Origin of the sequence: Pseudoalteromonas sp. APC 3495 (assembly GCF_030407645.1) — a bacterium.
Classification (GTDB): domain Bacteria; phylum Pseudomonadota; class Gammaproteobacteria; order Enterobacterales; family Alteromonadaceae; genus Pseudoalteromonas; species Pseudoalteromonas tetraodonis.
On record NZ_JASDDA010000010.1, the window covers coordinates 19560 to 42208 of the forward strand.

Below are 22649 nucleotides of genomic sequence, written 5' to 3' on the forward strand. Positions count from 1 at the left end.
TTTATAGTTTCAAAATAATGCGCTTTTAGCTATCTGTTTTTGCTAATTCTGCTTGTATATACAAACGTATTTGCTGCTCAAGCACCGACAAAGGCACTGAACCATGGCGTAATATTTGATGATGAAACTCACGAATATCAAACTGCTGACCTAATGCTTGCTCGGCCTCTGCACGCAGACGTTTAATTGTTAACTCACCAATTTTGTATGACAACGCTTGTGCAGGCCATGAAATATAACGATCGGTTTCTGTTTTTACATTGTGTAATGAAAGCGCCGTATTATCGGCCATAAAATTCATTGCACGCTCACGACTCCAGCCGTACATGTGCATACCCGTATCAACCACTAAACGTGCAGCACGCCACATTTCGTAGGTTAAACGACCAAAGTTGCTGTACGGGTCTTGATAAAAACCCGCTTCAACACCTAAGTACTCTGAATACAGTCCCCAGCCCTCACCAAACGCTGATAAATACGCATCACGGCGATAGCTAGGTAAGCTTTCAAGTTCTGCATTGAGTGATATTTGTAAATGATGACCCGGAACAGCTTCGTGCAAAGTTAATGCTTCTAAAGCGTAGAGTGGTCGTTTATCTAAAGCGTAGGTATTCACCCAATAAAAGCCGGCTTGATCATCACGGCTCGAACCCGAATAGCGCCCAGTAGTGTACTTAGGAGCAATATTGGCAGGCACCGGCGCTACGCCATAAGGTTTGCGCGGTAAGGTATGAAATAATTTAGGCAACTGCGCATCCATTTTTTTGGCAATATACGCGGCCTCTTTTAATAATTGCTCAGGCGTTGTGGCGTAAAACTGCGGATCTGTTCGTAAAAAGTGGATAAATTCTGCAAACGTGCCTTTAAAACCTACTTCTTTAATAACCGCTTCCATTTCACTACGAATGCGCGCAACCTCCGCTAAACCCAGCTCATGTATTTCTTTTGGGGTCATTTGTGTGGTGGTGTAATATTTAGCACGATTTGCATAAAAGGCCTCACCATTTGGTGTTGACGAAATACCAATATCACTACGTGCGCCTGGTAAGTATTCGTTATTAAAAAAAGTTAAGTAGTCTTTGTAGGCATTAATAACTTGGCTACTGATAATTGCTTTAGCTTGTTGTTGCAAATCTGCAAATTCACTATCACTTAAACCCGCGGTATTGTTTAAAAATGGCTTATAAAATTCAGATTGTGTGACGTCATCAACAATGTAAGCAGTAATCGAGTCTTGATAACCAATTAACACCGCTTTGGGTTGAGTTAAACCAACCTCTAATCCTTTGCGCATCCATGCCATATTTTGCTCAAAAAAGCGCGGAACTTGCTGTAATCGCTTTAAATAGTGTTGATAATCTTGTGCGGTTTTATAATCAGAGCTATTAACAATAAACGATAGGCTTGAATGGAATCCATATTCTGACGTTAAAGGCATGTAGTGCGTATTAAATACATATTCATCAACACTATTTTGCACTTGCGCTCGAATAATACTGTAGTTAATTTGGTTTTCATCACTGAGCTTACTTACATCTATGGCATCTAAATCTGCTAATAACTGGGTGTTTTTTTGATATTGCTGCGCTAAAAATTCAGCTGACAAATTAGGTAATAAGTAGCCATCAACTCCTTCGGGGTTACTATACGGGCTAACATTTTGGCGATGCTGTACGATATTTTCAGCCGCTTGCGTAAATTGTTGATCCGCATTAATTGCGGTGAGCTGACACGCGCTTAGTGAGCACACTAAAGTGACACTTAATAAGGAAAGACGCATTTGTTTTGAAAGAGATAAATTCATAGTGAGTGATCTTAGTAATATTACAGATGTGATAAACCTATCGTAGCCTAGATAAATAGCAAATAGATATACGACCAACTGCGCAAAATATACGCCCGTGAGACATTGTATTAACTTAAGTTAATACAAAACTATAAATAACTTAGAGTAATTGCTCAGAAAAACAACGGTTATTGAAATTATAGTGCTATTTTAGCCAACTCCGACTCATTTTACTTTTAAATAACGGATATAATGATTATTGTATCGTTGCTTGGAAGCAAATTGCCTCATTGGACGAGTTTTATAAATCAGCATTTATGCGTATTTGGTTGGTAATTGCAAATGATGTTCCATGATTCCATGGCTTTAGCACAAGAAAAAATGACAAAAGTATGTATGTTTTTAGAGCATCATGTTTTGCCTCCTACCCCCTTAAATTTTCAAGTTGTGTATACATACATTAGTAAAATCCATTTTGCGCTTAATAATGCCATTGATGATGCCATAGATGCCCATCAAAATATTGATGAGCTGTTTATTGAACAACTCTATTTTGAATATTTAAATCAAGGGCATAAAACCGAAGTAGCAATAATTGAAAACGTCAATGGCGTGATCAATTCACTATCGCAAAATGCTCAACAGACCGAAAAAAAGCTAAATGACTTTGCAGGTCATGTTAATGACTGTATGCACTCTCTAGATGAAAATAATATTGCCAACATCCGTATTGCTTTAGAAAGGCTTAATGAACAAACTCAGCTTTTATTAACGCAACAAGCACAATTTAAACACCAACTAAGTCAGGCCAAAAAACTACACGAAGCAACTAAAAAACAACTTAATACCTTACGCAAACAACATGTGATTGACCCACAAACTGGCTTATATAAACGCCATTATTTAACCAAACAAACACAGTTATGGTTAAAACAAGACAAATCAATCTCAGCTATTGCAATTCAAATTGATAATTTAGAGCATTTTATTAATAATTTTGGCGATGCCATTGGCGAAGTGATTTTAAATAAAGTGGCTAAGCAAGTGCAAAAATATGTTTCGCAAAGTGGCTTAGCTGGGCGCTCTGCAAAAGATCAATTCATCGTTTTACTTGCTAACATAGAGCCCGAAACCGCTAACCTTATTGCACAAAAAGTGATAAGCGGAGTTGAAAAGCTACGTTTTATTAGTTCAAAAAGCGATCTAAAACTACCCCCCATTTCTCTCTCACTAGGGATCACTGAGCAACAACAAGGCGACTTTAACCAGCTAGTTAAAAGTGCCTCAAACGCCGCTTTTAAGTCACGCTCTTCTCAATAACCCAGTACACTGTTCAAACAATAAAATTAACTGATAAATCATATTCAAATTGCACCCTTGGTGCACAATCAAGTACACTAGTCTTTATTACCACGATAGAGATTAATCATGAACGAGAACCCTGAAAAGACCACGCATTTTGGCTATAAAACTGTTGCCGAAACCGAAAAAGCTTCTATGGTTGCTGATGTATTTCATTCTGTTGCGACAAAGTACGATGTTATGAATGATCTCATGTCTTTTGGTATTCATCGTTTATGGAAACGTCAAACAATTGCCAGCTCAGGTATTCGTAAAGGTCATCATGTATTAGATTTAGCCGGTGGTACTGGCGATTTAACTGCAAAGTTTAGCCAGCTTGTTGGCGAAACCGGTCAGGTTGTTTTAGGTGATATAAACTCTTCAATGTTAAAAGTAGGCCGCGAAAAGCTGCATAACTTAGGCCTTGTAGGCAACATTGATTACGTACAAATGAATGCCGAAGCCTTGCCTTTCCCTGATAATAGCTTTGATTTAATTACGATTGCTTTTGGTTTACGTAATGTGACGGATCAAAATAAAGCGCTGCGCTCTATGTATCGTATTTTAAAGCCAGGTGGTCGTTTACTCATTCTTGAGTTTTCAAAACCAGAGCAAGAATTGTTGAGCAAAGCATATGATTTTTACTCTTTCAACATTTTACCTACTATGGGTAAGTTGGTTGCTAACGACAGTGAATCATACCAATATTTAGCTGAGTCAATTCGTATGCATCCAGATCAAGAAACGCTAAAAGCGATGATGGTCGAAGCAGGATTTGAACAAGCAACTTATCAAAACCTTACAGGCGGCATTGTTGCACTTCACCGTGGGTTTAAATACTAAGGTTAGTAATTTATGGCGCTTGAAGAAAACAATAAAGAACAATCGGCTGAAAGCAGTTTTTTTATGCTACCGAGCTTTGTGCTTTCGCTTATTGAACAAGTATTAAATCAAGCGCTTAAACTCGACCCGAGCTTAGTCGATAAGCTAAAAGCGGTAGAACATCAGCGTTTATTAGTTGAAGTTAGAGATTGGCAGCAAAAAATAGCCATTACTTATGCCAATCAGCAGCTACATCTTTACACTGCATTAGCACATGCTGACGCTGACTGTATGATCAGTGCCAATATAAACACCTTGTTAGCTCTTAAAAATCCAGCCATGCTTACCCAGCTTATACGTCAAGACAAACTTGATTTGCAAGGGGATTTAAACATAGCTCAAAATTATAGTTCCGCCTTTTCAAGTTTAGACATTGATTGGCCAGAGCAACTAGCAAAGTATGTTGGGGATGCACCTGCACAACAACTTTATTTGCACTTTCAGTCGTTTAAGCAGCAAGGTAAAAAAGCAAAATCACAGCTCGATAGCACCTTGATCAGCCTGTTCCAAGATGAATTGGCAATTACAATTCACCCATTAGAGCTTGCGCAATTTAAACAACAAAATAGAGCACTAAAAAGCCAAGTTGCTGCCATTGAGCAACGCATTAACGCCCTAATTAAAGCACTTTAACGCGCTAAGGATTTTTTGTGTCAACTGCCCGACTGTATTACATAACTAAAACCCTGCTTAGCTACGGACTCGATGAGCTTATTCCAAAACACAAAGTACCTTGGTTTGCTAAACTTGCACGAGGAAGTTTGTTTTGGTTGCGCAACCAACACAAAAATAAACCCCCGGGCTTAAGACTTCGTTTAGCGCTGCAACAACTTGGCCCGGTGTGGATAAAATTTGGCCAAATGCTCTCAACCCGTCGTGACTTGTTACCCCACGATATCGCGCTAGAGTTAGCATTTTTACAAGATCAGGTAGAACCTTTTGAAGGTGAATTAGCGCAAAAGATCATCGAAAAAGCATTAGAAATAGATGATATTAGCCAGCTATTTAGCGAGTTTTCACAAACCCCCTTGGCATCGGCCTCAATTGCTCAAGTGCATACTGCCACCCTCGTTGACGCGCAGGGCGAATCGCAAGATGTTGTTATTAAAGTTATTCGCCCTAACATTGAGCAGCAAATTAATGCCGATTTAGCCTTAATGGAAAAATTAGCTAAAGTTGTTGGTAAGTTAATTAATGAAGCGAAACGCTTACGCCCTGTAGAAGTGGTTAAAGAGTATAAAAAAACATTACTCGATGAACTAGACTTAATGCGTGAGGGTGCTAACGGCATTCAATTAAAGCGTAATTTTGAAGACTCAGAATCGCTATATATTCCAACAGTATACAGTGACTACAGCCGCAATAATGTGCTGGTTATGGAGCGAATTTACGGAATTCCGGTGTCAGATACTGAAGCACTGATGGCACAAAATACCAATATGAAATTACTAGCTGAGCGCGGAGTGGAAGTGTTTTTTACCCAAGTATTCCGCGATAGTTTTTTTCATGCAGATATGCACCCTGGCAATATTTTTGTGTCGCGCGAAAACCCGCACAATCCTAAATATATTGGCATAGATTGCGGCATTGTGGGAACACTTAACAAAGAAGATAAACGTTATTTAGCTGAAAACTTTATTGCCTTTTTTAATCGTGACTACCGCCAAGTAGCTCAGCTACATGTTGATTCAGGATGGGTGCCGCCCGATACCAGCATTGAAGAGTTTGAATTTGCCATTCGTACCGTTTGCGAGCCCATTTTTAATAAACCACTTGCTGAAATATCATTTGGCCATGTACTGGTTAATTTATTTAATACTGCACGTCGTTTTAATATGCAGGTTCAACCACAACTCGTATTATTACAAAAAACCTTGTTGTATGTTGAAGGCTTAGGTCGCCAGCTTTATCCACAACTAGATTTGTGGAAAACCGCAAAACCGTTTTTAGAAGACTGGGTAAAACAACAGGTTGGCCCGCTTTCTGTACTAAAGCAAATGTATGCAAACTTACCGTTTTGGGCAGAAAAAATGCCTGAGTTGCCTGATTTAATTTATCAAAATTTAAAACGAGCACCGCACGCACAACCTCCAACATCAACGGTTTCACATAAGCCCTTGGTTTTAGGACTTTTTAGTAGTGCAGCGATGATTGTTTCAGCATTATTTTATTTACAACACAACTTAATGGCTGCTGGCGTTGTCTTAGGCTGTGCTGTAGTTGGCTTTATAGCGGCTTGGCGCCGCGCATAAACTAAGTGCTATTTACCGCTGTGGGCGTATAATCAGCATTTAATCTTAATATTAACGGCTTTAAAAGCAGGAGAAAACCATGGGGTTTGGTGGTATTAGTATTTGGCAGCTATTAATTGTACTTGCAATCATTGTACTTTTATTTGGTACCAAAAAGCTACGCGGTATCGGTGGTGATTTAGGCGGCGCAGTTAAAGGTTTTAAAAAAGCGATGTCGGATGAACAAAGCGCTGAAAAACAAGCCAGCGAAAATAAAACAGAACACATTGAAAAATCAGCAGAATCAACACCTATCGATTCAAGTACAACTAGCAAAACTAAAGACAACGACAAGGTTTAACCAGCATGGGAATGTGGGAGCTTGTTGTGGTATTTATTGTCGGTTTGGTGGTGCTTGGTCCTGAGCGCTTACCTGTCGCTATTAGAACTGTGAGCCGTTGGGTTAAAACAGCAAAAGCAATGGCCAATTCCGTAAAAGCGGAGGTGAGCGAGGAGCTTCGTGTACATGAACTACACGAAAATCTAAAAAAAGCAGAGCAACAAGGTCTTAAAGATTTAAGTCCTGACCTACAAAACTCTGTTTCTGAGCTACAACAAGCGGCGCAATCAGTCACCCATAGCTATAAAAAAAGTCAAACGCCAGCATCAAATAGCCAACAAACAGATGACTCAAAGTGAACATAGCACTCTCTTTTTTTCATGCAATTAATACACGGTATAAAACACAATGACTGAGGAAGTAAAATCAGGGTTTGTCGCTCATTTAATTGAATTACGTGACCGGCTAATTAAATCGTTATTAAGTATTTTAGTGATTTTTATTGGCTTAATTTACTTTGCAAACGATATTTATACCTTTGTAGCCGCTCCTTTAGTTGCTCATTTACCTAGTACAGCCACTATGATTGCAACGGATGTTACTGCACCGTTTTTTGCCCCTTTTAAGCTGACGTTATTTGTTGCTTTATTTGCTGCCATTCCTTGGATTTTGCATCAAATTTGGGGGTTTATAGCCCCGGGTTTATATCAACATGAAAAGAAAATGCTGATGCCCATATTGGCTTCCAGTATTATCTTATTTTATAGTGGCATTGCTTTTTGTTACTTTGTGGTGCTGCCTATAATTTTAGGGTTTTTCACCAGTGTAGGGCCGCAAATGATGACGCTTGCGCCCGATATAAGTAGTTATTTAGGCTTTGTGCTCAAGCTGTTTTTTGCTTTTGGGATCGCATTTGAAATCCCAGTTGCAATTATGTTGCTCTGCTGGAGCGGTGCAACAACCACACAAAGTTTAAAAGAAAAGCGTCCCTATATAGTGGTTGGCGTATTTGTAGTGGCAATGTTTTTAACGCCACCTGATGTGCTTTCACAAACCCTATTGGCACTACCTATGCTGCTTTTATTTGAGCTTGGTTTAATTTTAGCTAAATTTTATACCGCAAAACCACAACAAGAATCTAAGGAATAATATGAACAAGTATTTACTTTCTTTACTCGCTTTAGTCAGCGTACCGGTTTTAGCCGCTACTCCTATTAATGAGCAAGCTTTGCAAGCCTGTAGTTTTATTGAAAACGACTTTAATCGTTTACTCTGCTACGACAACACCATTGCCGGAAAGTCTTTAACACAACCAGCACAAAGCCAGCTAAGCAAATCGGCACAAACAAATGTAAAAGCTGAGGCTCCCGCTGCAACAGCGCCTGTGGCCACTAAAGCAAAAGAGTTTGGTTTAGAGCATAAAGAAATTGCGGAAAATGGTGAAGAGTCTATTACGTCAAAGATTTCATCTGTTAAAAAAGCACCTTATGGTGAGCTAATCATTACCTTAGAAAATAACCAGCAATGGCGTCAAATTGGTTCAGATAGCTTAAGATTAGACGAAGGCGATACTGTTATTATTAGCCGTGGCGTATTCAACTCTTTTTTACTTAAAAAAGCAGATCAAAACCGTTCAATTCGTGTAAAACGTACTCAGTAATGCAATACACGTTAATTGATGCTGGCGTAAATTTAACTAATCATCAATTTGATGGTCAGCATCAAGAGGTGCTCGCCAGAGCAAAAGATGCGGGCGTAAACCAAATGCTGATTATTGGCTGTGATATCAGCTCCAGTGAAGAATCATTAGCACTTGCTGCGCACTATAATCAATATGCTACCGCTGGTATTCACCCTCATGACGCTAAAACAGCAACCCCTGAGCTTGAGCAACAACTTACTCAGCTCGCTCAAAATGAGCAGGTTATTGCCATAGGTGAATGCGGACTAGATTACAATCGCGACTTTTCCCCTAGAGATATACAACGTGCTGTTTTGCGTCGTCAGCTCGCATTAGCTGAAAAACTCAACTTGCCTGTTTATTTGCATGAACGTGATGCCAGTGAGGATATGCTCACTATTTTAAAAGAGTTTACTGTTCGCGGTGTCCTGCACTGCTTTACAGGTAATGCACAAGCACTCTTAGGTTACTTAAACTTAGGACTTTATATTGGTATTACCGGCTGGGTATGTGACGAACGACGTGGCGAGGAGTTACAGCAACTTATACCGAGTATTCCTATTGAACGTTTATTAATAGAAACCGATTCGCCATTTTTAATTCCTCGTACTGTTAAACCAAAGCCAAAATCAAGACGAAACGAGCCAGCATTGCTGCATTATGTGTGTGACACGCTTGCTCAGCTTTATGGCATTCCGGCATCTGAAGTGGCAAAGCATACTCGTGAAAACTTTAATCGCTTATTTGGATTAGAGAAAAAATAATGCGCATCTTTAGCACCTTGCTGGCATTCATCATGGTGTTTTTTACATCCTGTTTCCCTGCAAGTGCAATCGATATAAATAGCGAATTTAGTTCAAAAAAAATAGAGTCTATTCATTATTCATTTACCCCAAATTCATTAGAAGATGCACAACAAAGCAACTTACAACAATGGCAGTTACTTAATAATAAACCGCTTAATTTAGGTCTTGAAACTCGCCCTGTGTGGATTAAATTTCAACTAAATAATTATCTTAATAAGCCAACAGAGCCAATTTTATCGTTAGATAACCCACTTCTAAACAATGTATACCTGTACCACTTTATGGGTGAGAAGCAACTAAAATCGGAACATCTTGGTGATGCTCTTCCTTTATCTGATAGAGCGATTAAAAGTGAGTCTTTGCTGGTTAAATTAACACTTCCCGCTAACAGCGAAACCACCGTTTATCTTAACGTTAATAATAATGCGGGAATCGGGCTTCGCGTCCCCCTCACCTTATGGCAACAAGATACATTATTAGCCCATAAAAGTATGCTTAACTTGCACTATGGATTACTGATTGGATTTATTTTTTCTTTGGCTATCAGTAGCTTGGTTTTATTTGCTTTTTCACGTAAACATTATTTTGCCTATGCCGGTGTGATTACACTGATGCTTAGCCTATTTTTAGCATATTTAGGCGGGTTTGGGTTTCGTTATGCCCCCCCAAGCATAGCAGCCTTGCAACAGTTAATGCTGCCTATTTTGCTAATGCTGATCACGGTATTGTTTCTTCCTTTACAGCGCCATGTTTGCATACCCATTAAATCCAACTTAGTTAAAGGGCAAACAATAATTACCACCTTATATGCATTGGTTATTGTACTTATAGGGTTGCTGCCTACTCCAAGCGTGGCTTTGTTTGCTATTTTAAGCATTCCTGTCATTTTAAGTTATCATGTTGTCACAACATTATTTTACCTACGAAAAAACCCCACGAGCCCCAATAAATCTCTATTTATGGCACTTGGGTTCTTTTTAATTGTAGTCATTCATTTTTCCGTTGCGTTAACAGGCCTGTATACCGTCACTAGATCCAGCTTAATACTCACCTTCGCGGCCTCTTTAAGCTGCTCATTTTGTTTAAGCTACACCGTCATAAAATTATTTATATTACAACGCGATGAGCAAGTCACAACACAACAGGCATTGATTGCAAAAAGTGCAGCGCAAGATGCGCTCTTAAATGAGCGGATTGAATTACAAGAGCGCACTCGTCATGAACTTGAAAACCAAGTTGATGAGCGCACCTTTGAGTTACAAGTCACGCTTAGGGAACTTGAAGATAAAAACCGTGAGCTTGAACAACTCAATATGGAAGATGCTCTAACAGGGGTAAAAAATAGACGCTTTTTTGATAAAAAAATAATCATGGAAATTCGCCGTTCACGCCGTGAGCAAACACCCTTGAGCATCATTATGCTTGATATAGATAAGTTTAAAGCAATCAACGATACGTATGGCCACTTAACCGGCGATCAGGTAATTCGAGCAGTCTGTGATGTTATTAAACAACAATTAAAACGTCCTCTTGATGAAGTGGCGCGTTATGGTGGTGAAGAATTTGTCGTCCTGCTACCCAATACTAATAATCAAGGTGCGTTAGCTATTGCCGAGCAAATACGGTGCGCAATAGAAAAAAACACTGTCAGTGTTGCAGGTACTACGATTAAATACACCATTAGTGCCGGTGTTTATACTCATATTGCCGATGATGTTCATAACCCTGAAACATTTACTGAGCGTGCCGATAAGGCACTCTATCTAGCAAAACAACATGGCCGCAATCAAGTGGTTAATTTTCCAATCTCACAGTAGGAGCGTATAACTTATGGCCCAATCTGGACTAGACCTTTTCCCATATACTCGCATGCGTAGAATGCGCCGTAATGATTTCTCTCGTCGCCTTATGGCTGAAAACCAGCTGAGTGTTAATGATCTTATTTATCCTGTTTTTGTGCTTGAAGGTAAAAATCGTCGTGAAAGCATTGAATCGATGCCCGGCATTGAACGTTTATCAATTGATTTACTGCTAGAAGAAGCTAAAGAATTAGTTGATTTAGGCGTCCCTGCGCTCGCTATTTTCCCTGTTACCCCTGCAGATAAAAAATCTCTACTCGCTGAAGAAGCGTATAACGATGATGGCTTAGCACAAAGAACTGTTCGCGCATTAAAAGAAACCTTTCCAGAGCTTGGCGTGATCACCGATGTTGCACTTGACCCATTTACTGTGCATGGTCAAGACGGCATTATTGATGATGCAGGTTATGTAATTAATGACGTCACTACCGAAATTTTAGTTAAGCAGGCGCTATCACACGCACATGCAGGTGCTGATGTTGTTGCCCCATCAGACATGATGGATGGGCGTATTGGTGCAATTCGTGAAGCCCTTGAAGCCGATGGCTTTATTCACACTCGCATTATGGCCTATTCAGCAAAGTATGCATCAAGCTACTATGGCCCATTTAGAGATGCTGTCGGTTCAGCAGGAAACTTAAAAGGCGCTGATAAAAAAACTTACCAAATGGATCCTGCCAACTCTGATGAAGCTATTCGCGAAGTGGCTCTTGATTTGCAAGAAGGCGCCGATATGGTAATGGTTAAGCCAGGTATGCCTTATTTAGACATTGTACGCCGCGTTAAAGATGAATTTGGTGTACCAACATTTGCTTATCAGGTAAGTGGTGAGTACGCGATGCATAAAGCCGCTATTGATAACGGCTGGCTGAGTGAGGAAGCCACTATTATGGAATCTTTATTAGCATTTAAACGTGCAGGTGCTGATGGCATTCTGACTTACTTTGCAAAGCAGGCTGCCCGCTATTTAAATAAATAATAAAAGCATATTGATATAAAAGGGCTTTATTGCCCTTTTTTTATTTTTAAGAACAACACATAGTTGGCATTTATGCAGCGTTACCCCCTATTTTTATAGATAGTAATCACACTACACAGGCTCTGCCTTACCTAAAACCAAACACACAACTGTACGTTCTACCTCAAAAAATAACAAAACTTAATATTGTTAACATTCTGTATTCTATTTGTAATCATTTTTCATTACACTAAGCGTCCCATTTGGGGAAACAAAAACACGGGAAAAAATAATAATGTTGAAAACAAAAATAACGCCATTGGCGCTTGTGTTAGCAAGCCTCAGTGCACCCGCTACCGCTAACCTCGTTATATCAGAATACGTAGAGGGCAGTAGCTATAATAAAGCAGTAGAACTATTTAATAATTCGACAACCCCACTGTCATTGGATGGCTACACCCTAAGTCTCTATTCAAATGGCAATACAGAGGCAAACAATACGCTCGATTTAACCGGTGAACTTGCTGCTAATAGCACGTATGTCATTGTTAATGGTAATGCTTCAGTTGAATTAAAAGAAAAAGCAGATCAACTCAGCGCCGTCACTAACTTTAATGGTGATGACGCACTGGTACTTACGCAAGGCTCAACCGTTATTGATAGCTTTGGTCAACGCGGCGTAGATCCAGGTTCATTTTGGTCTGAAGGTGGCGTACAAACACAAAATAAAACACTGCGCCGTAAAGAAACTCAATTAAACGGACGCACTGATGCCGATGGCGCTTTTAATCCAAGTGAGCTATGGCTGCAATTTGATCAAGATGATTTTAGTGATCTAGGTATCTTTGCAGGGAATTCTTCACCTAATCCTGAGCCAGAACCTGAAGATCCTTTACTATGTGGCGCTGATAAAACATTAATTAGCAGTATTCAAGGTGAAGGCGCAAGCAGTCGACTGGTTAACACTGTGGTTGAATTTGAAGGCGTTGTGACAGCTGATTTCCAAGCAGATGATCAGCTCAAAGGCTTTTTTGTAAATTCACTTAATAGTGATGAAGATGCAAATCCCCTTACTTCTGAAGGTGTATTTGTTTACTTTACCAATACTGATGTTAATGTTGGCGACCATGTTCGCGTACAAGGTACTGTTGAAGAGTACTTTGATGCCACCCAAATTGGTGATGTTAGCCAAGTTGCTATTTGTGATACCGGCCTTTCAGCTTATCCGACTAAAATCACTTTACCCGTTATCGATCAAAGTGAGTTAGAAGCATTTGAAGGTATGTTGGTGACCCTAGAGCAGCCATTAGTTGTCACGAATAACTATGGTTTAGGTCGTTACGGTGAATTAGAGCTTGCCACCGAACGTTTATATCAAGGGACACAAGTTGCACTTCCTGGTGCGGCAGCAAATGCGGTTGAAGCGCAAAATCTAACTAAAAAAATACTCGTAGATGATGGCTCAACTCGTCAAAATCGCGACCCTATTGCTTACCCTGTACCTGGATTATCAGCAGAGAATACGCTGCGTACTGGCGATACAGTAAATACCGTTACTGGCGCCCTAGCGTACAGTTTTAGCACTTACCGTATTCACCCAACGGTCACACCTCAGTTTATAGCAACGAATCCGCGTACCGATGCACCAGAGTTAAACCCTGACGCTGATTTACGTGTTGCCAGCTTTAACGTACTTAACTACTTTAATGGCGACGGCCAAGGCAGCGGTTTCCCAACTAGCCGAGGCGCTGACTCAGAAGTAGAATTAATTCGTCAACAGGCCAAACTAGTTAGTGCTATCAGTGCTATGCAAGCTGATGTGATTGGCTTAATGGAAATTGAAAATGACGGCTTTGGCGAATTTAGCGCAGTTGCAAGCTTAGTAAATGCACTTAATGATGCCGACAGTCAAAATCAATATGCATTTGTGGACTTTGGCGTTGATAAAATCGGCACCGACGCTATTACTACCGCGCTTATTTATCGTGCTGATAAAGTACAGCAAGTAGGAACAGCAGCGATTACAACTGACGCGCCTTTTGACTACAGCAATCGCGCACCTATTGCGCAAAGCTTTAAGTCTTTAGAGACAGAAGAAGTCTTTACTGTTGCCGTTGCTCACTTAAAATCTAAAGGTGGTTGTGGAAGTGCAACTGGTGGAAACGCTGATCAAAATGACGGCCAAGCATGTTGGAACGAAATTCGAACTGCTGGCGCCAATGCATTTGCTGATTGGTTAAATAGCAAACCAACAGGGGTTGATGATGAAGATATCATTCTTGTTGGCGACATGAACGCCTATGCAATGGAAGATCCTATCCGTGCATTTGCTGATAAAGGCCTTAAAAATGTGGTTGCTGAGCTAGATGGCAACACTTTAGGTTACTCTTATAGCTTTTCTGGCCGAGCGGGTAGTTTAGATCACGCCCTAGTCAGTCCAAGCTTATTAAATAAAGTAGTCAGTGCAACCGATTGGCACATTAATGCCGATGAGCCTATCTCGCTTGATTATAACGTTGAGTTTAAATCTGACGCACAACAATCAACCTTATATGCTCAAGGTCCTTACAGAGCGTCAGATCATGACCCTGTTATTGTCGATATTCGCTCGACCATTATCGCGCCACCTGAGCCAGAACCTGAAGTAATTATTGGCGAAATTAATAATATTGGCGGGTGGTTTTGGTGGAAAAGCTACAGCTTTGAAATCCCACAAGGTTATGACGAGCTAACGGTTAGCCTTGACGGTGGCTGGGGTGATGCAAACTTATTTGTACGCCATAAAAGAAACCCGACTCTTTTCAGAAAAGATTGCGCCTCAATAAGCTTCGGTAATAGCGAAAGCTGTTCATTTACCAACCCTAAAGAAGGTAAGTGGCGAGTGCGTGTAAACGGCGCCATTCCTTTTGGTAATGTTAAATTAACGTACAAAGCAACAAAGTATGCTGATTAAGCTTAATTAGTCGGTTAACAATTAGGTATTGTGACCTAAAATATCTATATAGTTACTCAAAAGCCGCTTTCGCGGCTTTTTTATTTTTTATACAAATGTAATTCAGACAAGCTTCAGCAAACATTGCTTACTATCTATGCAAACCTTGATATGGCCTTTATCAAATTTCACACCTTTCATTTATTGTTTAATAAATACAAAGTGTGAAGCTGCGTTACTACACCTGCGCTAAAACGATAATTGCCCAGTCCTGCTAACCCATATAAAAACCATTGAGATAGACGTTACTCTCGCTGTAAATATATTTTTATAAAGGATTCAAAATGAAAGAACGCATTCACCTTATATCAACTTGTCAAAGGGCTTTTAAACCTTTGGTAGGGATGTTGATAGTTTTTTCACTGTGGGGAACGAACAACGCCATTGCAGCAACCTCATTAGAAGCGGCAATACCACAAGGCAGCTTATTTGATGTGATAAGTGCGCGTGCTAAAAAGCTTGCTGAGCAAGATTACATTGCACCTAAAAACATACAAATAGAGGCGCTTAATAGTATTGATTATCAAGACTACCGCTCAATCCGCTTCAAACACGATCAATCGGTATGGAAAGATGAAGGGCTTTATGAGCTGCAACTATTTCACCCAGGTTTTTTATATAAAACCCCAGTCAAAATCAATATCGTTGATCAAGATGCCAAGCTTAGCCGTCTCCCATTTAGCACAGACTTTTATCAATATGATGGAACAGCAGCACACCTAAAAGATGAAATAGCGAAAAGTGTTGAAGGTACACAGTTAGGGCATGCTGGTTTTAGATTGCACTACCCACTAAATAACGATGACTATAAAGATGAAATTATGGTGTTTCAGGGCGCTTCTTATTTTCGCCTAGTTGGACCTAATCAAGTTTATGGCTTATCAGCACGCGGATTGGCAATTGATACCGCACAAACATCTGGTGAAGAGTTTCCTTCATTCAAAGAGTTTTGGTTAGTAAAACCAACACCAGAGCAAACTAATATTACTATTTTTGCTTTACTCGATAGCCCATCGGTAGCGGGAGCCTACAAGTTTGAAATAGACCCAAACACACAGACACGAGTTAACGTCGACATGCAAATTTTTGCGCGTAAAGATGTTAAAAAGCTAGGTATAGCGCCATTAACGAGCATGTTTTATCACGGTGAAAATAGCACTAAGTTTTTTGATGATTACCGCCCTGAAGTACATGATTCAGATGGTTTGCTCACGCAGTCACAAGAGAGTAATTGGGTGTGGCGTCCGCTTAATAATCCATCCCAACTCAGTGTAACCTCTTTTTCATATGAGAATCCAAAAGGCTTTGGCCTTGTGCAGCGTGACCGTGACTTTAATAACTACTTTGATATAGAAGCGCATTACCATGACCGCCCTAGCCTTTGGATAGAACCACAAGGTGAATGGGGCAATGGCCGTGTTGAGCTAGTAGAAATTCCAACAGATACTGAAACAAACGATAATATTGTAAGTTATTGGGTTCCTGAAAAGCCGTTCAAAGCTGGAGAGGCATTAAAGTTTAGCTATAAGATGACGACGTTTAATGATTATCTAAGCCAAAATAATTTGGCCAAAGTAGCTAGAACGCGTATCGGTAGTGCCGCATTACCTGGTGAAGATAATCCACCGCCAAAAAGCCATCGTCAATTTACTGTTGACTTTACCGGCCCTGATATCAATCAGTTATCAGCAAAATTAGCACTTAGCGCAGATCTTCAGCTGACTACCGGTGAAGCCCGCGATATTACAGTGCAAAAATTACCAAAATCATTAGGTTGGCGTGTTGCTTTTAAAGTCGCTCCCCAAGGTAGTGATCCTGTAGATATGCGTTTATCGCTAAAGCTACGTAATAAAGAAGTGAGCGAGGTATGGAGCTATGTTTGGTATCCAAATGACATCAAGTAAACAAAGCGCAGGCACGCCGATGCCTTTTAAAACACTTCGTGTGTGGTTATTTGCTATCGCTGCTATTGGTCTTTCAGGCTATGGCATTTCAATTATGTTTGAAATTTTAAACTCAAATGGCATGACCTTGCTTGAGTATGCACTTCTTGCTTTATTTTCTATTACTTTTGCGTGGATAGTCACCGCATTTTGTAGTGGTTGTATTGGTTTTATACTGCAGCTATTTCGGATAGATCCACTCACACTTAAAAAAATAAAGCCGGTCTCTATTAACAGTGAAGCACTATCACAGCAAAAAACAGCTGTGGTTATGCCTATATATAACGAAGATACGCACAGAGTGATTGCAGGCTTTGAAGTCAGCTTACAATCATTAAAAGCGACAGGGCAATTAAAACACTTTGATTTTTATTTACTAAGCGATACACAAGACGCAACTATTGCTAGTAATGAATTAAGTGCATGGCATGCGTTATGTGAGCGCTTAGGTGATACTGCAAAGCAGGTATTTTATCGTCGCCGTGAAGATAACAAACATCGTAAAGTGGGTAACTTAACCGACTTTTGTGAGCGCTGGGGTAGCCAATACGAGCATATGATTGTATTGGATGCCGATAGTGTAATGACTGGCCAATGCATGCTAGAGCTCACTACCAGTATGCTAAATAATCCACAAACGGGATTGATTCAGACTATCCCTATTCCTGTGCGCCAAGATACCTTTTTTGGACGCTTTTTACAGTTCGCTTCAATTCTTTATAGTCCAATGTTAGCTACCGGCTCTGCTTTTTGGCAGACCGACAAAGCCAATTACTGGGGCCATAATGCCATTATTCGCGTCAAAGCATTTATTGATTGCTGTGGCTTGCCAACACTAAAAGGTAAAGCGCCTTTTGGTGGTGAAATTTTAAGTCATGATTTTGTGGAAGCCTCTTTATTACATAGCGCGAATTGGGACGTATTATTACTTGCCGATATTGAAGGCAGTTACGAGGAAGTTCCGAGCAACATATTAGATTATGCTGTACGCGATAGACGCTGGGTTCAAGGTAATATTCAACACCTTGGCTTATTATCATCAGCAAAATTAAAGCTAATGAGTAAGCTGCATTTTTTACTGGGTGCAACCGCGTATATATCATCACTCATTTGGTTATCTATGCTGGCGTTAAGTACCATAGATGCGGTAACACGCGCTTTAAATAGCGATGTCTATTTTAATCGCGCCTATCAACTATTTCCAACTTGGCAAATAGCCAAAACAGAACTCATTGACTCATTACTTTACCTAACTATCATTATTTTATTATTGCCTAAACTCATGGGCGTGATTGTTACCTTAGTACACCGTAAGCAGCGCTTTGGTGGTGCATTAAAACTTACTTTAGGGTCTATAATTGAAACCGTGTTTGCCATTATTGTGGCACCATTAATGATGGTTTTTCATGCATATTTTGTAGTCTGTGTATTTTTAGGTAAAAAAGTAAAATGGGACGCTCAACCGCGTGAAGGCAGAATGGTGCCATGGAAAGAAGCGTTTAGTTATACATTGCTTTCTTCGCTGATTGCCATTGTATGGGGTAGCGTTGCTTATTACTTTACGCCAGTCTTTTTTTGGTGGTTATCTCCTATTTTATTAGGGCTCATACTCGCTGCACCTATTGTGCGCTATTCAAGTAGTATCAAGCTAGGCGTTAAGCTCAGAAAATGGGGGATTTTTCTCTGCCCGAGTGAAGTCGATAATGATGCAACATTAGCGGCACTTAAAGTACACCTCAAAGAGATAACCGTTCCACCTGCAGGGCGTTATTCAACAGCAATACCGCTGTTACCACAAGAACATAAAGTAACCATGCCTATTCAGAGCTTTAGTAGTGAATCACATCGTAAGAAGTTTAAAGCACTCATCACAAAAACAGCTAATAAGCTAAATTAATACCAATTCGCTTAATTAAGTCAGCTATTTTGAAGATTGGTATAGTCATAATAAATAAAAAAGGAGCAACTAACTGTTGTTCCTTTTTTATGACCGCACGTTTTAATTTTCGAGCTTAATAACCTTCAGACAATAAAAAACCCGCAACAAGTGCGGGTTTTTTTTAAAGAGTTAAAGTGCTAATTACTTAGCCGCTTTTTTCTCTTTTTCTGCAGCGATTACTGTGTCAGCTACGTTTTGTGGACATGGTGCGTAGTGTGAGAACTCCATAGAGAACTGACCACGACCTGATGTCATTGTACGTAGTGAACCGATGTAACCGAACATTTCTGATAACGGTACGTCTGCTTTAATGCGAACGCCAGTTAAACCAGCTTCTTGGTCGCTTAACATACCACGACGACGGTTAAGGTCACCGATTACGTCACCTACGTGATCTTCTGGCGTGAACACGTCAACTTTCATGATTGGCTCAAGAAGTTGTGCACCCGCTTTAGGGATAGACTGACGGAAAGCGCCTTTAGCTGCGATTTCGAATGCGATTGCTGATGAATCCACGGCGTGGAAGCCACCGTCGAAAAGTTCAACTTCAACGTCAAGTACTGGGAAGCCAGCTAGAACACCTTCGTTCATCATTGACTTAAAGCCTTTCTCAACTGCAGGCCAGAATTCTTTAGGTACGTTACCACCAACAACTGAAGATGTGAACGTGAAACCAGAACCCACTTCGCCAGGCTTGATACGGTAATCGATTTTACCGAATTGACCAGAACCACCAGATTGTTTCTTATGCGTGTAGCTATCTTCGATTTCACGAGTGATAGTTTCACGGTAAGCAACCTGTGGTTGACCAACGATAAGGTCTACACCGTAAGTACGCTTAAGGATATCTACTTTGATATCTAAGTGAAGCTCACCCATACCTTTAAGGATAGTTTCACCTGAATCTTCATCAGTTTCAACTTGGAAAGATGGATCTTCTGCAACCATTTTACCGATAGCAACACCCATTTTCTCATTACCGCCTTTATCTTTAGGCTGTACAGCAATCGAGATTACTGGAGTTGGGAATACCATTGGCTCAAGTGTTACTGGGTGCTTAGGATCACAAAGAGTGTGACCAGTTTGCACGTTCTTCATACCAACGATAGCGATGATATCGCCCGCTTGCGCTGAAGTAAGCTCTTTACGCTCATCTGCTTGCATCTCAACCATACGGCCAACACGCTCAGTTTTACCAGTAAATGCATTAAGGATAGTGTCACCCTTGTTAAGCACACCAGAGTAGATACGTACGAATGTTAATGCACCGAAACGGTCATCCATGATCTTAAATGCTAACGCTTTGAAAGGTTCGTCAGCAGATACGATTGCATGCTCGCCGTTTTCGTTACCTTCTTCATCCATAAGAGGTTGAGGATCAACTTCTGTAGGAGCAGGTAGGTAATCTACTACTGCGTCAAGTACAAGTTGCATACCTTTGTTTTTGAATGCAGAACCACAGAATGTAGGGAAGAACGCAAGGTCACGAGTACCTTTACGGATACAACGCTTGATGTCTTCGATTGAAGGGATTTCACCTTCCATGTACGCTTCCATTAGGTCATCGTCTTGCTCTACAGCAGTTTCGATAAGCATTTCATGGTATTCATCAGTTTTCTCTACCATGTCTGCAGGAACGTCTTCAATAGTGTAGTTTTCTGGAAGACCTGTCTCATCCCAGATGTATGCTTTTTTGTTTAAAACATCAACAACACCACAGAACTCATCTTCGATACCGATTGGTAAAGTCATGATAAGTGGAGTAGCACCAAGTACTTTTTGTACTTGCGCTGTTACACGGAAAAAATCAGCACCCATACGGTCTAATTTGTTTACGAAGATGATACGTGCAACACCTGACTCATTCGCGTAGCGCCAGTTAGTTTCTGATTGTGGCTCAACACCACCAGAACCACAGAATACACCCACACCGCCATCTAATACTTTAAGTGAACGGTAAACTTCAACGGTGAAGTCAACGTGTCCAGGAGTATCGATAACGTTAAAACGGTGATCTTTCCAGAAACAGCTTACTGCCGCAGACTGGATAGTAATACCGCGCTCAGCTTCTTGATCCATGAAATCGGTAGTCGATTCACCATCATGAACCTCACCTGTTTTGTGGATAGTACCTGTAAGCTTTAGGATACGCTCAGTAGTTGTGGTTTTACCCGCATCAACGTGCGCGAAAATACCAATGTTTCTGTACTTCGATAAATCTGCCATTAATTTTACTCTTAATAAAGTCGATAAATTATTCGGCGGGAGTATAGCATTACTTAAAGCGAACATCACCATAGAAGTCGCTTAAAATGCAATCAATTTATAAAAAACTTGCTTTAAAGATATTTTGAGGTATGAGATGGGCTTAAAAGTGGCATATTATAAACTGTATTTAAACGACTTAAGTCTTTATCAGCGTCATTGTTAAACATCAAAAGCGCAACTGAGTAATGGCATGAAGCAAATACAATTATTTTACCCCATGCAAATCGTTAGTAAAATCACTCAAAACTCATAGTTTTGACTTTGTCGCTAATAACTAAATTACCCGCAGTTTTGGCTTTGATTTCATCAATAGTCACACCGGGTGCACATTCTAATAAATGAAAAGCGCCATCTTTTATTTCTAATAGAGCCAAATCAGTAATTACTTTATTGATACAACCAACACCGGTTAACGGTAGGTTGCATTCATTCAGTAGCTTTGATTCACCGTGTTTATTAGCATGGGTCATAGTGCAAATAATGTTTTTTGCCCCAGCCACTAAATCCATCGCCCCGCCCATACCTTTGACCAATTTATTAGGGATCATCCAACTGGCAATGTTGCCGTTTTGGTCCACTTCAAACGCACCCAGCACGGTTAAATCAACATGCCCACCACGGATCATGGCAAAGCTTTCAGCAGAATTAAAAATAGCGGCACCCGTAGCTGCGGTTACTGTTTCTTTTCCTGCGTTGATCATATCGGCATCTACATTTTTAGCGCTAGGATAGGGCCCCATGCCCAGTAACCCATTTTCTGATTGCAGCATTACCTCAATGCCCTTAGGCACATAATTGGCCACCAATGTAGGTATCCCTATTCCTAAGTTAACGTAGTAGCCATCTTGTAATTCCATTGCCACGCGTTTTGCTATTTGCTCTCGTGTTAATGCCATTATGTGCTCCTTAGGACTTTGTCGCTCGAGTGGTGGTTTTTTCAATACGCTTTTCAAACTCACCTTTAATAACGCGATCGATATAAATACCTGGCGTATGAATTTGGCTTGGCTCAAGCTCTCCGGGCTCGACAATTTCTTCAACCTCTAATACGGTAATTTTACCAGCGGTGGCTGCCATAGGATTAAAGTTCATCGCTGTATGACGATAAATACAGTTACCATAGCGATCTGCCTTCCATGCTTTCACAATGGCAAAGTCACCGATTATACTGGGCTCTAATAAATATTCGCGCCCCTTGATTGAACGGGTTTCTTTACCTTCAGCCACAGGCGTACCGACACCCGTTGCGGTATAAAACGCTGGAATTCCGGCGCCGCCTGCGCGCATTTTTTCGGCTAGCGTCCCTTGTGGCGTTAGTTCAACATCTAACTCGCCACTAAGTAATTGTTGCTCGAAAAGTGCGTTTTCACCGACGTAAGAAGCGACCATTTTACTAATTTGTTTATCTTCAAGTAGTAATCCAAGCCCAAAACCATCAACACCACAATTATTAGATACTACGGTTAAATTACGTGTCCCTTGGCGTTTAATTTGTGCAATCAAGCCTTCAGGAATACCACACAAACCAAAACCACCAGCAATCACGGTCATGCCATCTTCAAGCCCAGTCATAGCGTCACTGTAGCTTGTTACTACTTTATCAAAACCTGCCATTGGCTCCTC

At 40.5% G+C, this 22649-nt stretch carries 18 protein-coding genes; 14 read left to right on the plus strand and 4 right to left on the minus strand.

Annotated features, from left to right (window positions below):
* Positions 1-25: 25 nt before the first annotated feature.
* The gene (locus tag QL984_RS06145; protein WP_013466196.1) at positions 26-1804 is read right to left on the minus strand and encodes a DUF885 domain-containing protein; all 1779 of its coding nucleotides are present in this window, start codon (positions 1802-1804) and stop codon (positions 26-28) included.
* A gap of 342 nt (positions 1805-2146) precedes the next feature.
* On the opposite strand from QL984_RS06145, the gene QL984_RS06150 reads away from it, so the two are divergent.
* The 14 genes from QL984_RS06150 (at position 2147) to mdoH (ending at position 18716) form a co-directional block, all read left to right on the plus strand.
* Positions 2147-3106: a diguanylate cyclase gene (locus tag QL984_RS06150; RefSeq protein WP_290172163.1), complete on the plus strand. Its 960-nt coding sequence runs from the start codon at positions 2147-2149 to the stop codon at positions 3104-3106.
* A gap of 108 nt (positions 3107-3214) precedes the next feature.
* Positions 3215-3970, plus strand: a complete 756-nt coding sequence (gene ubiE / locus QL984_RS06155) for a bifunctional demethylmenaquinone methyltransferase/2-methoxy-6-polyprenyl-1,4-benzoquinol methylase UbiE (protein ID WP_008108541.1) — start codon at positions 3215-3217, stop codon at positions 3968-3970.
* Between the two features lie 12 nt (positions 3971-3982).
* A complete protein-coding gene (locus QL984_RS06160; RefSeq protein WP_013466198.1) occupies positions 3983-4642 on the plus strand; it encodes an SCP2 sterol-binding domain-containing protein in 660 nt (219 codons plus the stop codon).
* Between the two features lie 17 nt (positions 4643-4659).
* Positions 4660-6261 (plus strand): ubiquinone biosynthesis regulatory protein kinase UbiB, encoded by a 1602-nt coding sequence (gene ubiB / locus QL984_RS06165; RefSeq protein WP_013466199.1) that lies wholly within the window; start codon positions 4660-4662, stop codon positions 6259-6261.
* A gap of 79 nt (positions 6262-6340) precedes the next feature.
* Positions 6341-6601 (plus strand): Sec-independent protein translocase subunit TatA, encoded by a 261-nt coding sequence (gene tatA / locus QL984_RS06170; RefSeq protein ID WP_013466200.1) that lies wholly within the window; start codon positions 6341-6343, stop codon positions 6599-6601.
* A gap of 5 nt (positions 6602-6606) precedes the next feature.
* Complete coding sequence (tatB, locus tag QL984_RS06175; RefSeq protein WP_013466201.1) at positions 6607-6939, plus strand: Sec-independent protein translocase protein TatB; 333 nt, start codon at positions 6607-6609, stop codon at positions 6937-6939.
* 49 nt (positions 6940-6988) lie between these two features.
* Complete coding sequence (gene tatC, locus QL984_RS06180) at positions 6989-7729, plus strand: twin-arginine translocase subunit TatC (protein ID WP_013466202.1); 741 nt, start codon at positions 6989-6991, stop codon at positions 7727-7729.
* A 1-nt stretch (position 7730) separates the two neighbouring features.
* Complete coding sequence (locus QL984_RS06185; protein WP_090495089.1) at positions 7731-8240, plus strand: hypothetical protein; 510 nt, start codon at positions 7731-7733, stop codon at positions 8238-8240.
* Positions 8240-9025, plus strand: a complete 786-nt coding sequence (locus tag QL984_RS06190) for a TatD family hydrolase (RefSeq protein WP_128583421.1) — start codon at positions 8240-8242, stop codon at positions 9023-9025. The genes QL984_RS06185 and QL984_RS06190 overlap by 1 nt, the downstream gene beginning before the upstream one ends.
* Positions 9025-10884, plus strand: a complete 1860-nt coding sequence (locus tag QL984_RS06195) for a diguanylate cyclase (protein WP_128583422.1) — start codon at positions 9025-9027, stop codon at positions 10882-10884. The genes QL984_RS06190 and QL984_RS06195 overlap by 1 nt, the downstream gene beginning before the upstream one ends.
* A gap of 13 nt (positions 10885-10897) precedes the next feature.
* On the plus strand, positions 10898-11905 hold the full coding sequence (hemB, locus tag QL984_RS06200) for a porphobilinogen synthase (protein WP_008108557.1): 1008 nt from the start codon (positions 10898-10900) through the stop codon (positions 11903-11905).
* A 274-nt stretch (positions 11906-12179) separates the two neighbouring features.
* Positions 12180-14837, plus strand: coding sequence for an ExeM/NucH family extracellular endonuclease (locus QL984_RS06205; protein WP_138764458.1), 2658 nt, complete (start codon positions 12180-12182; stop codon positions 14835-14837).
* Positions 14838-15160: 323 nt separating this feature from the next.
* The gene (locus tag QL984_RS06210; protein WP_028834694.1) at positions 15161-16780 is read left to right on the plus strand and encodes a glucan biosynthesis protein G; all 1620 of its coding nucleotides are present in this window, start codon (positions 15161-15163) and stop codon (positions 16778-16780) included.
* Entirely contained in the window at positions 16752-18716 is a 1965-nt protein-coding gene (gene mdoH, locus QL984_RS06215; protein WP_036957039.1) for a glucans biosynthesis glucosyltransferase MdoH, read from the plus strand. Before QL984_RS06210 ends, mdoH begins: the two co-directional genes overlap by 29 nt.
* Before the next feature lie 183 nt (positions 18717-18899).
* Here mdoH and fusA read toward each other — a convergent pair whose 3' ends face one another.
* From fusA to QL984_RS06230, 3 genes are all read right to left on the minus strand, one after another.
* Positions 18900-20984, minus strand: coding sequence for an elongation factor G (gene fusA / locus QL984_RS06220; RefSeq protein WP_013466210.1), 2085 nt, complete (start codon positions 20982-20984; stop codon positions 18900-18902).
* 278 nt (positions 20985-21262) lie between these two features.
* Positions 21263-21922, minus strand: a complete 660-nt coding sequence (locus QL984_RS06225) for a 3-oxoacid CoA-transferase subunit B (protein ID WP_013466212.1) — start codon at positions 21920-21922, stop codon at positions 21263-21265.
* Positions 21923-21932: 10 nt separating this feature from the next.
* Positions 21933-22640: a CoA transferase subunit A gene (locus QL984_RS06230; RefSeq protein ID WP_013466213.1), complete on the minus strand. Its 708-nt coding sequence runs from the start codon at positions 22638-22640 to the stop codon at positions 21933-21935.
* Between the last annotated feature and the right edge of the window lie 9 nt (positions 22641-22649).